Annotated in this window: 10 protein-coding genes; all 10 read left to right on the top strand. The window is 28.6% G+C overall.

Annotated elements, in window-relative coordinates:
• The first annotated feature begins 3 nt into the window (after positions 1 to 3).
• The 10 genes from ACNQF8_RS14020 to ACNQF8_RS13975 all read left to right on the top strand — a co-directional run bounded on the left by ACNQF8_RS14020 (position 4) and on the right by ACNQF8_RS13975 (position 12,897).
• Positions 4 to 660: a hypothetical protein gene (locus ACNQF8_RS14020; protein ID WP_417953748.1), complete on the top strand. Its 657-nt coding sequence runs from the start codon at positions 4 to 6 to the stop codon at positions 658 to 660.
• Positions 660 to 1,421, top strand: a complete 762-nt coding sequence (locus ACNQF8_RS14015; RefSeq protein ID WP_417953749.1) for an ATP-binding protein — start codon at positions 660 to 662, stop codon at positions 1,419 to 1,421. Before ACNQF8_RS14020 ends, ACNQF8_RS14015 begins: the two co-directional genes overlap by 1 nt.
• A gap of 173 nt (positions 1,422 to 1,594) precedes the next feature.
• Positions 1,595 to 1,804, top strand: coding sequence for a helix-turn-helix domain-containing protein (locus tag ACNQF8_RS14010; protein ID WP_091205694.1), 210 nt, complete (start codon positions 1,595 to 1,597; stop codon positions 1,802 to 1,804).
• A 2-nt stretch (positions 1,805 to 1,806) separates the two neighbouring features.
• Positions 1,807 to 2,121, top strand: a complete 315-nt coding sequence (locus ACNQF8_RS14005) for a HipA N-terminal domain-containing protein (RefSeq protein ID WP_417953750.1) — start codon at positions 1,807 to 1,809, stop codon at positions 2,119 to 2,121.
• Positions 2,114 to 3,037, top strand: a complete 924-nt coding sequence (locus tag ACNQF8_RS14000; RefSeq protein WP_417953751.1) for a HipA domain-containing protein — start codon at positions 2,114 to 2,116, stop codon at positions 3,035 to 3,037. The genes ACNQF8_RS14005 and ACNQF8_RS14000 overlap by 8 nt, the downstream gene beginning before the upstream one ends.
• A gap of 148 nt (positions 3,038 to 3,185) precedes the next feature.
• A complete protein-coding gene (locus tag ACNQF8_RS13995) occupies positions 3,186 to 5,927 on the top strand; it encodes a DNA methyltransferase (protein WP_417953752.1) in 2,742 nt (913 codons plus the stop codon).
• 7 nt (positions 5,928 to 5,934) lie between these two features.
• On the top strand, positions 5,935 to 7,965 hold the full coding sequence (locus ACNQF8_RS13990; protein WP_417953753.1) for a hypothetical protein: 2,031 nt from the start codon (positions 5,935 to 5,937) through the stop codon (positions 7,963 to 7,965).
• Between the two features lie 153 nt (positions 7,966 to 8,118).
• Complete coding sequence (locus ACNQF8_RS13985) at positions 8,119 to 11,985, top strand: YobI family P-loop NTPase (protein ID WP_417953754.1); 3,867 nt, start codon at positions 8,119 to 8,121, stop codon at positions 11,983 to 11,985.
• A 10-nt stretch (positions 11,986 to 11,995) separates the two neighbouring features.
• A complete protein-coding gene (locus ACNQF8_RS13980) occupies positions 11,996 to 12,670 on the top strand; it encodes a hypothetical protein (protein ID WP_417953755.1) in 675 nt (224 codons plus the stop codon).
• A gap of 17 nt (positions 12,671 to 12,687) precedes the next feature.
• Entirely contained in the window at positions 12,688 to 12,897 is a 210-nt protein-coding gene (locus ACNQF8_RS13975) for a hypothetical protein (protein WP_417953756.1), read from the top strand.
• The last annotated feature ends 18 nt before the right edge of the window (positions 12,898 to 12,915 follow it).

Genomic DNA, 12,915 nt, shown 5'->3' with positions numbered 1-12,915 from the left:
ATGATGGAAAATCTAGTAATGAACAACGGGTTTGTAAAATTATCCAGATCAATTTTGGAGTGGGAATGGTATGATCATCCTGATGTATTTCGGATTTATATCCATTTACTCATAAAAGCTAACTATGCACCTGCAAAATGGCGTGGAATTGAAATTTTTGAAGGTGAACATATTACTTCAATTAATAAGTTGAGTAAAGAATTATTGATGTCAGAATTTAAAGTTCGGGAGTCATTATTGAAGTTAAAAAATACATCTTACATAGACGTTATAACCACAAACAAATTTACTAGGTTGAAACTAGTAAAATCAGTAGTTTACAATCATAGCTCAGACATAAACCACAAACAAATTTCAGATCCAACCTCAAACAAATCACAATCAAACCAAGAACAAACCACAACAAACAAGAAGAATAAAGAAAATAAAGAAATTAAAGAAAGAAAAGAATTTTTTAAAAATGAAATTTTCAAATTTTCAAATCAATTTCCAAATGATCATCTAATTAAATTTTATGATTATTGGAGTACTGAAAATATACACACCGGGCGGCTGGCATTTGAGGAAGAATACAAATGGAATTTAGAGCTGAAACTTAAAAGCTGGATTGTGTATCCCACGTTAACTGAGAAATGTCTTTTAAGTAAAAACAGACCATAATGGAGCATTGTAATATTTATTCAGTTTCTGATTATATTGAGAAATTTAAAGATTTTCAATATAAAGAATTAAGTTCAAGCCAAAATGAAAAGAATCATTTTCCTAAGTTTCAAGTTTCATTGACTCCGCTTGTTTTTTGGAATTTTTTCTTAATTGAATATGAAATAGTAAATAAAAGAAAATTCGTCATTTCTTATGAATCTAAAGCGTTTGTTTTTACAGTCATGTATTATTTTTTACAATCGTCTAATTTCTACAATTCACCTTTATTTTACCTTGTTCCTAATTGTGAAATTTCATTGAAAAAAGGACTACTAATTGTAGGTGGTGTAGGTGTTGGTAAAACTTCGATAATGAAAACAATAGTTTCTTTGATTAGGAAGTGTAGCTTAAATCATGATCAACAACCTGTAAGAATGCATAATACAGTGGATATTGTAGAAGAATTTGAAAGTTGTACTAACAGTTCTCGGATTGACGTAAGTAGAAAATATAGCAAAAGTTTTAGAGTTTTTGATGATGTTAAAAATGAACGAGAGGCTTCCAATTATGGTAAAGTCGATTTGTTTAAGGATATTTTGTACAAAAGATGCGAAAATCAGAACTTTAGAACGGTCATATTATGTAATTATGAATCTGAATTTAATGGTGATATTTATCAAGCTATAGAAGGTTTTGCTCGATATGGACACAGAAATTATGATAGATTATTCCAAGCATTTAATTTCATAGAACTTAAAGGAAAAAGTAATAGAAAATAGATTTCTTAAAATTACCGCCATAGCGGTAAAATAGCTTTTTGTCCTCCTTATTTAGGTCTCTTTACTGTTATTTATATAAGAATTACTGCTATAGCAGTAAAAATATGTGATTTTATTTTAATTACTTGTGATTTACAGCATATTTGTTTATTTTTACTGTTAAAGCGGTAAAAATGAATGATTTTAATTTAGGTCTCTTCATAAAAGAGCATCGTAAGCAAGCAGGATTGACACAATTAGAACTGGCTAATCTGGCAGGAGTAGGGAAGACTACCATTTTTGATATTGAGAAAAATAAAGAAACAGTTAGTTGGAATAATCTTTTAGCTGTTCTAAAAGTACTAAATATTGAAGTTCAGTTTAAAAGCCCAATCAATAAATAATTATGAAAAAAGCAATCATATTTGTTCACAACAAAAGAGCAGGAATATTGAGTGAAAATACTACTGGAGGGTATGAATTTATTTATGATGACAAGTATGAGGACGAACCCGTATCATTGACAATGCCATTGAATACTAAAACATATTCATTTGCCAAATTCCCTTCTTTTTTTGAAGGATTATTGCCAGAAGGGATCATGCTAGAAGGGCTTTTAAAAATCGGTAAAATTGACAAAAATGATTATTTCGCACAACTAATTGCCACAGGAAATGATTTGGTAGGAGCAGTAACGGTAAAAGAATGGAAAGATGAATAGATGCCCAATAACTTACGAACTATGTGGCACTGAAAAATATAGTAAAAAAGGACTTCGGATGATTGCTCCTAAACTTACTACATTACATGATTTACCATTTACCGCAGCCGAACAAAGACAAGAAGCGGCTAATCGAGCCAAGAAATTGTCAATTCAGGGAGTTCAACCTAAATTAAGTGCTGTTATTTCAGTTATTAATCAACAATTTGAAATTGTAGATCAATTTGGTAATTATATTATAAAACCTCAAAATGACATCTTTCCTGAACTACCAGAAAATGAAGATGTAACCATGAAAATGGCAAAAGTATACGGGCTTGATGTGCCACTTCATGGCTTGATTTATTCAAAAGATGGTAGCCTTTCTTATTTTATCAAACGATTTGACAGATACAGTAAAGGAAAAAAATATGCTACTGAAGATTTTGCACAATTAACAGGGAGTTCAAGAGATACCAAGTATGATTATACTATGGAAAAGTTAGTCAAAGTAATTGACGAGTACTGCACTTTTCCTGCTATAGAGAAAGCAGATTTTTTTAAGCGAGTTTTATTCTGTTTCATAACGGGTAATGAAGATATGCATTTAAAGAACTTTTCAGTAATTACAAAAGCGGGAAAAACAACTTTGACTCCAGTTTACGACTTTTTAAATTCTTCAATTTCCATTAAAAATCCGCAGGAAGAATTAGCGCTATCTCTCAAAGGTAAAAAGAGCAATTTCAAATCAACGGAATTAATAGAGTATTACGCAAAAGAACGTTTAGGACTTAATGATAAAACAGTTACCACTATTTTATCTGATATGAATAAAAGCGTGTCTAAATGGACCGAACTTGTAGAAGTGTCTTTTTTGTCTGATACTATGAAAGAGAAGTATCTCAAGGTATTGGATAATAGGATGAAGAGATTTTAAATACTTCATAGTTTTACGGAAAACCGTAAAACTATGAAGTATTAAGTATCTAAATTTGTTAATAATCAGGTATATCTACGTATAAATAATCGTGTTAAAATCATTTATATTTGGTAGGTTTGGTAAATAACAAATTGCAATACGTACTATGGCTTTAAGCTGGAATGAAATAAAAGACCGAGCATTACGATTTTCTAAAGAATGGGAACATACTACCAACGAAGAAGCAGATGCCAAACCCTTCTTAGATGCCTTTTTTGATGTCTTTGGTATTAGCCGAAAAAAGATTGGAACCTTTGAACATAGAGTAAAAAAACTTTCTGATGCGGATGGTTACATTGACTTACTCTGGAAAGGAACGATACTAGTTGAAATGAAAAGCCGGGGCAAAAACCTGAATAAAGCTTTTCAGCAAGCCATTGATTATACCCATGGATTAAAACAAAACGAATTACCAAAATACGTTTTAGTATGTGACTTCCATTATTTTAGATTGTACGATACGGAAGAACAAACTACATTAGAATTTACTTTAAATGATTTAGTCCAAAATGTCCAAAGTTTTGGCTATTTATTAGGTTATCAAAAGAAAACGTACAAAGAACAAGACCCTGCCAATATAAAAGCGGCTGAATTGATGGGAAAACTTCATGACCGATTGGAAGAAATTGGATATGAAGGACACCCACTGGAAGTATATTTGGTTCGAATATTATTTTGCTTGTTTGCGGAGGATACTACTATTTTTGAAAAACAACAGCTTCAAGATTTCATAGAAAATAGAACTGCCGAGGATGGAAGCGATTTAGCCGGAAAACTTCAAGAACTGTTTCAAGTGTTGAATACACCTAAAGAAAAACGCTTTAAAAATTTGGATGAACAATTAAATGACTTCCCTTATGTAAATGGGAAGTTGTTTGAAGAAGTCCTGCCTTCTGCCAGTTTTGACACCAAAATGCGATTGGCTTTATTGGATTGTTGCTATATCGATTGGAGTAAAATTTCGCCGGCTATTTTTGGATCGATGTTTCAGAGTGTAATGAATCCTAAAGAACGCAGAAACTTAGGAGCGCATTACACTAGTGAAAGCAACATCTTGAAACTCATTAAGCCCTTGTTTTTAGATGAACTTTGGACAGAATTTGAAAGTATCAAAGGAAACAAAAACAAATTACCCGAATTTCATAAAAAAATCAGCCAATTAAAATTTTTAGATCCCGCTTGTGGTTGCGGTAACTTCCTCGTTATTACCTACCGTGAATTGCGTTTATTGGAACTGGAAGTATTGCGGGCAACTTACAAATCTGGACAAGGAGTTTTGGATATTCGGGAGATTATGTGGCTCGATGTAGATATGATGTGCGGAATTGAATATGAAGAATTCCCCGCTCGTATTGCCGAAGTAGCCATGTGGTTGATGGATCACCAAATGAATATGATGATTAGCAATGAATTTGGACAATACTTTGCTCGCTTGCCATTAAAAAAATCTGCTAAGATTGAACACGGTGACGCTTTAGAAGTAGATTGGGAAGAAATTATTTCAAAAGATAAATTATCTTATATTATTGGAAATCCTCCTTTTATTGGTTCAAAAATAATGAGCCAATTCCAGAGAAATCAAATTGTAAAAGAATTTAATAATATTCCCGGATGTGGTGTTTTAGATTATGTAACAGGTTGGTATTTAAAAGCTGCCAAATACATTCAGGACACTACAATAAAGGTTGCTTTTGTTTCTACTAATTCTATTGTTCAAGGAGAACAAACTAGCATACTTTGGGGACAAATGTTAATTAAATATGGCATAAAAATTCATTTTGCACACCGTACTTTTAGATGGAGCAATGAAGCTAAAGGTAATGCGGCTGTCTATTGCGTGATTGTAGGTTTTGCAAACTTTGAGACAAATGACAAACGTCTTTTTGAGTATGAGGATATCAAAGGGGAAGCACACGAAATAAAAGCCAAAAACATTAATCCTTATTTGGTTGACGCAAAAGATTTATTGATAAACAAAAGTTCAAATCCTATTTGTAACGTTCCCAAAATAAAATTTGGAAATCAACCAATAGATGGAGGATTTTTATTATTTGATGAAGGGGAAAAAAATAAAGTAATGAAACAAGAGCCACTAATTTCTAAATATATTAGAAAATATGTCGGTAGTGTAGAATTTATAAACAACATTCCAAGATATTGTCTATGGCTTAAAGGAGCTGACCCTTCTGATTTAAGAAAATCAATATTTATATCAGAAAGGTTAAAAGATGTAAAAAAATTTAGAGAAAGCAGCACTAGAAAAGAAACTAGAGAATTGGCAAATAATCCATCCCAATTTGCATTTGTTTCACATAATGAAAGCGAGTATATAATTATTCCAAGTGTTTCTTCTGAAAGAAGAAAATATATACCAATGGGATTTATGCCATCATCTGTAATTGCAAGTAATTTATGCTTGATTATACCAGATGCAAAAATGTTTCATTTTGGAGTTTTGACCTCAGAAATGCATATGTCTTGGGTGCGTAATTTATGTGGAAGGCTTAAAAGTGACTTCAGGTATTCAAATTCTATAGTTTACAACAACTATCCTTGGCCAGAAAATCCAACTGAAAAGCAAATAAAAACTATTGAAGAAAAAGCGCAAAACGTGTTAGAGATTCGAGCATCGTTCTCTAATAGTTCCTTGGCAGATTTGTACAGTCCGTTGACCATGCCGCATGCATTGGTAAAAGCGCATAATGAATTGGATAAAGCTGTAGATGCGGCTTACAGTAAACAAACCTTTAGCAGTGAAGCCAAACGGATGGAGTTTTTGTTTGAGTTGTATGAAAAATATACGGCTGGGATGTTTGTAAAGGAGAAGGTTAAGAAGTTAAAAAAATAAAATAATTATGAAATTACAGGAATTATATAAGCACAGAACAGAATTTACAATTATTGGTTTAACTGGAAGATTAGGTTCGGGTTGCACGCAAATTGCGAAGATACTTTCAAAAGATATTAAAAATCTGGAACGAGGGTTTAGGAAATCGAATCAATTTACAGATCTTGTTTTTAAAAGAAAGATGGAAATTACCCAAAACTACTTATCATATGGTGATAACTGGCAGAAATATGATATTATAGATTATGATAAAGTTATTGTTTTTATATTAATAAATAATTTAGGTAATAATGTTGATTTGTATGAAAAGATACTTAATGATTATTTAAAAATAAATCTAGAAGCGAACCCTGACTTGTTAAAAAATATTCATTTATTAGTGGATAGATATGGTAAAATAATTAATAGAATTTATGAGATAAACAATATTACAGAGATAGATAATAATAATTTATTAGAATTAAATGCAATTTTTTTTAGTAATGAATTTAGATTTTTAAGTAGTCGTTTGTTAAAAATAATTGATGAAGAGTGTTTATATAAAAAGATGTTTTTTATACACAAATTATCCTGTACCATAAGAAAAAATGGAACTGTATTTATAGAAAATGAAAACACTAATTCAAATTTATATTTTGTCTCCCAGGTAATAAATAAAATTATTAAATCTAGGAGGAAATTTAATATTGAAAAAAATAATGGAAAATCTACCCACATTGTAATTGATAGTCTTAAAAATTCTTTAGAAATCACTTTTTTTAAGGAACGATTTTCAGCATTTTATATGGTTGCTTCAAAAGATATTATAGGAAATACTGAAAAAAGATTAGAATATAGATTCAAAAATAAATTTATTACACCTGACATATTAAACAATCTTATAGAACTTGATGAAGAGGAATATAAAACAAAAGATTTTTCTAAAGGTAAATTTACTTCTCCCGATATAGAAAATTGTATTCAAAAGAGTGATTATCATATTTTTAATCTGAGGGTTAATGAAATTGAAGATTTTTTCACCAATTTATCAAATGGTAATGCTTTAGCGGAAAAAGAAAAATTTAGTAACACGTTTTTAACACGAGAAGAACAATTATTAAAATTGATTGCATTAATTAATCAACCGGGGTTAATAACACCAAGTGCTAGTGAAAGGAATATGCAAATTGCCTATACTGCAAAACTAAATTCGGGTTGTATTTCAAGACAAGTTGGAGCTGTAATTACGGATGAATTATTCATCGCAAAAAGTATTGGATGGAATGACGTTGCTAAAGGTCATACACCTTGTAATTTGAGAAATGTTAACGATTTTTTTAAAGAAGATTTAAATGAGAATCCACATTACAGTAAGTTTGAAAAGGGCTTAGTAAGTAATACCTCTGATTTTAAATATAAAAAGGGTAAAATCAATAATTTTAAAAGTGCAATTATAGATTATTTTCAAGAAAAACTTGAAGTAAATGAGAACGAGTTAAATGGGAAAAATTGTTCTTTTTGTTTTAAAACAATACATAATTATTACGAGGGTGTGTCAAATCAAGTCCATACAAGGTCATTACATGCAGAGGAAAATGCGATGTTACAGTTGACAAAATTTGGGGGGTTTGGCGTGAAAAATGGTTATCTATTCACAACTGCAAGCCCTTGTGAACTATGTTCTAAAAAAGCATACCAACTTGGGATTAGAATAATTTTTTATATTGATCCTTATCCAGGAATTGCTATTAATCAAATTATTGATGGTGGGAAAACACAACCTCTTTTAATTCCTTTTTATGGTGCAATTGGTAGTTCATATCATAGATTGTATGAACCGTATTTATCTGCTAAAGATGAGATATCTATGTCGCTAGAGTTGAAGGACAAGAATATAAATATAAATCAATTTAAGAATGTACTAAAAAGTGTTTATCCTAAATATAATGATGAAGATTTGGATAAAATAAAAACTATAAAAGATGTTCAAACCATAATTAATCAAGGATTAGTTAAGTTTGAAAATGAAAATATTGAAGATACAGATTTCAATAGATAAATCTTTTACTAGTGAAGCCAAGCGTATGGAGTTTTTGTTTGAGTTGTATGAAAAATATACGGCTGGGTTGTTTGTGAAGTAGAAGAGGGGAAGAAGAAAGTGTCGTAAAAAACTTAAAGGTTAATTAATATTTGGTTTGATAAAGTAAATAATATGGGGAGTTCTAAATTTAATGATCTATTACCTGTTTGGTGTAAAATTGGTAAAATAAAAATTGTAGAAAACATTTCTTCAATTAGTTCACTTGCTCCTAAAATTTTAACTAAAAACGAAGATTTAGAAAAGGTACAACCCTATTTAGATAAATTGAAAGATACTTTAAATGCACAAGGAATAAATAATATTGCTTTAACAGGAGGCTACGGTTCAGGGAAAAGTACTTTGCTAAAAACGTTTGAAGATTTACACAGAGATGATTTTAAATTTTTAAATATTTCATTAGCAGCTTTTAATCAAACTAAGACAAAAGACAATTTTAAAGATATCTATGAAATAAAAATAAAAAACGGAAAGACTGAAAAAGAAGCTGAAAAAGAGATTGTTAAAGAATTTAAAAAGACAATAATTAGTAATAATGAGATTGAAAAACAACTTGAAATCAGTATTTTACAACAAATAATTTATAAAGTAAAGCCATCAAATCTTCCTGAGTCTCGATTTAAAAGAATTGCAAATATTCCTAAGTGGAAGCTAATTTTCTTAATTCCTTTTTGTTTTGTCTTATGGGTATTCAGCTTATTATTACTTTTTAAGTATAATTTTTTAGATAACATAAATCCAAATAAATGGATATTAATGAATGATTTAGATTGGATCTCAGTCTTCATTTTTTTAATTGCTTTTTTAGGAATTGGCTATTTTTCAAAATTTGTAGTTGAATTGTTTAGTAATTCAAAAATTAATAAGGTGAATCTAAAAGGTGAAATTGAAATTGGAGATGATTCAAATAAGTCAATACTAAATGAGCATTATGATGAGATACTGTATTATTTTGAAAAAAATGATTTCAATGTTGTAGTGATTGAAGATTTAGATCGATTTGATAATACTAATATATTTACCAAACTAAGAGAGCTTAATATTTTACTAAACAATGCTGACTCTATAAGAAATAGACCCGCTTATAAAGAATTTGGAATCAAGTTTTTATATGCAGTTGGAGATGATTTGTTTAATGACAAAAAAGAAAGAGTAAAATTCTTTGAGTATATTATTCCAGTGATTCCCTTTATTAACTCCTCAAATGCAAATGACCAATTAAAGACACTAATAAAAGAATCTGAATTAGAAGAAAATGTCTTTCCTAAAGAATTTCTTTCGGACATAACTACTTTTATTGATGACATTGATATGAGGTTATTGATAAACATTTTCCATGAGTTTGTTATTTATAGAAACATCCTAAAGCCTGATGTAATTAGTGGTCGTGAAGCAGAACTATTTGCAATGATTACTTATAAAAATATTGATCCCGAAGATTTTAATAAACTAAATAGTAAAGAGGGAAAATTATATAAATTGATTAATGATAAAAAGAAATATGCGCAGAAACTAATTTCTACTTTAGGCTTAAAAATAAGACTTAAAAAAACTGAAATTATAAAAATTAAAGCTGAAAATATTTCTGATATTGAAGAATTAAAACCAATATATTTAATTAAAATTTCAGAAAAAATAGCAAATGCAACACATTTATTTATAAACAATCAACAACTTAGATTTAGCGATTTGATGTCTGACGATTTCTTTAATGAAGTTATTAAGACAACTGCTTTTAAATATTATCAAAATGGAAATGGAGTATATACTAGTAGGGTATCATTTGAAATAATAGAGAATGAGGTTAATTCAGATTTTACTTACGAAGAAAGAGTTGAATTGATTGAAAGTAAACATAATAATAGTATCGAGTTATTACAAAAGGAAATTGAAAAATTAAAAATTGAGAAATCAGAAATTGAAAACTGGGATTTAAAGCAAATTTTTAATGAAGTTGATATAAATCAATACTTAAATGATTTTTCGAATAATGGATTGTTGAGAAACTTGATATTAGAGGGTTATATTAATGAAAATTACAATGATTATATTTCATTATTTCACGAAGTCTCACTTACAAAAGGAGATAAAAAATTTGAGCGAAATGTAAAAAGTGGTACTAATGAAGGTTTTGATTATAAACTAACATATATTGAAAATCTTATTGAAAATCACATAGAATTAAAATACTTTGCAAGGGAAACGATTTTAAACTTTGATCTGTTAGATTATTTAGGAGAAAATTATTCAATATATTCAGAGAAATATGATGCAATTTTAAAACTGTTATCTAATGAAAAGGAAAAATCTATTGAGTTTATTGATGGATATATTGGTTTAGCTTCTTATACTACTGAGGAATCTTTAATTGAAATTGTTGATGAAAAAATTATTGATGATGATTCTTTAAAAAAAATAAATGAAGGGTATGAGAAAAAATTAATCGTTTTTATAGATAAACTTACAAAGTACTGGAGTAGCTTTTGGGAGTATATTTATTTAAAGAGTGTTTACCCTAAGGATAAAGTTAATGCGTATTTGGGATTGATTATTAGATTTTCAAAAATTGAAACAATTATCAATAATCAAAATAATAAATTATTAAAAGAAGCTATTGAGCAGAATCCTAATTTTTTATCTTTATTAAAAAAGACAGATGAACTAAACTTCTTTAATAAAATCACAAACCTTATTGAACAACTTAATGTTAAGTTTGAGAAATTGGAAAATCCAAATGATGAAACCAAAGAATTATTTGAGTTTGTATTTAATAATGGCTACTATGTAATTAATAAGGGTAACCTTTTGCAAATGCTTAAATTATATGGAGAAAAAGAAGAAACCTTTGAAACTGCCAATTACACAACCATACAAAATTCGAACTGTAAACCATTGATTGAATATATTAATGCTGAAATAAATACCTATATAGAAGATGTATATTTAAAGTTAGAGGGGAATAAATTTGAAGATGAAGAAAGTCTAAAAAAACTATTAAATAACAAAGGCATAGAAAGCAAATTAATATTAAAGATTATTGAAAAAGTTGAAACCAAAATATCCAATTTAAGCACTATTAATAATAGAATAATCAAAGGAGTACTATTAGAGGAAAACAAGGTTTTTCCTAATTGGAGTAATGTAATCAATTATTACTCAGCCTGTGAAAATAAAATTGATGAAAAATTAGTAAAATTTTTAAATTGTGGGAATGTTTACACAGAACTATCTGAAAATAAAATACCTGCCCCTACAGAAGAATTCAATAATGAAATTTTTGAAATTGAAATTTTAAAAGGTAAAAATATTTCAGATGAGAGTTATATAAAGTTAATAAATAGTTGTAATCATAAGTGGAAAAACCTCAATTTTAAAGAATTAAGTGAAACTAAAGTTATTCATTTAATTGATAAAAGATTGGCTACAACAAAGGAAAACTATGATTTATTAAGGGAATACTTTGCTCATAATCACATTACATTAATTGAAAAGGATTTTAATAAATTCATCGAAAATATTGATGATTTTGAAACAGATGAAGATGATGTTTTATTGATATTAAATTCTCAAAAAATAAGTATTGAAAATAGATTCAAGTATATCTCTAAATTAAGTGAGCAAAATATTATAGATAACAAAGGCATAGCAAAGAAGGTGGGAGAATTTATCATCCAAAAATCTGCAAAAATTGATTTTGAATTTGATGCAATTAGCTCTATCGTAAAAAATTCAGTTTTGTATGAAAATAAAGTAAAATTAATTAATCTATATTTTTCTAGTTTAAGCAATGATAACATTATTTTATTGGTTAAAAATATTCATTGGGAGTATTTAAAATTATTTGAGAAAGGTAAACCTACCTTTCTCAACAGAGATTATAACAATAAACTTTTTGAAAATCTGAAGTCAAAACAGATAATCAAGAATTTTTATCCTGATAGTTGGAATAAAGATCAAATACGTGTGACAACAAATTATTAAAGATATAATAATGGCAGAATATAAAATTTCGATAAATCAATTAGCAACTTTTTCAAAAGTCTCTGATGCAAAAAAGAGAGCTATAGTCAAACAACAAAAAAATCCGCCTGCTGTATTAGTAGGAAGATATGGTATGGCAAAGGCAAGAATAAGAAAAGCTATTGGATCGGGAGGGGACATAATTCCGGTTCTGCAAGGAATAGAAGAATTGAAACAAAGAAATCCTGACACACCATGGAAGAAAAATGATAAAACAGTTTCTATTGATGCAATGGAACGCTATATAAAAATGACTTTGCCAAATATTCTGAAAGAGCATAAATATGAAATTGTTGCAAAACAAAAAATTAGGTCGTTTTATGTTTCTGATGTAGAGATTTTAGTATCTCCGGATTTAATTATAAAGGTTTTAATTGATAATATTTGGTTTCTTGGAGGTTTAAAATTGCATGTTTCTAAATCTGAGTTGTTTGATGTAGAACAATCAAAATATGTAGCAACTTGTATTTATCAGTACCTCGATTTAGTTTTTGAAGATGAAGAAATAATTGTTTTACCAGAGCTTTGTTTTTCTGTAGATGTATTTGCAGATAGTATTATTTCTGCTCCTAAAAAGATTGAAAAAACGTTAGATGAAATTGAAATTATGTGTTTGGAGATAAAAACGATATGGCCTAATGTTTAATTTAAAAGATTAAACAAATGAAATCATCAACTTCTATAGAACAAAACGAATATGCAAAAGACAACTTTAGTAATCATGTTTATATTCGTGACGTTGTAAGTGGTCAAAAAGGATATTGGTGTATTGGTTGTGGTTTTGAAATGATAGATGTACACGGTACAATAGAAAATAGGAATAGAAGAATGGTCACTATGTATTCGAAGAAATTTATATTTAAAGCAAAATAGATGCTGGAGTGAATGGGT

This window comes from Flavobacterium labens (genome assembly GCF_048286755.1).
GTDB lineage: Bacteria > Bacteroidota > Bacteroidia > Flavobacteriales > Flavobacteriaceae > Flavobacterium.
The sequence above is the reverse complement of the archived record's forward strand: the minus strand, read 5'-3'. Positions and strand labels throughout refer to the sequence as shown.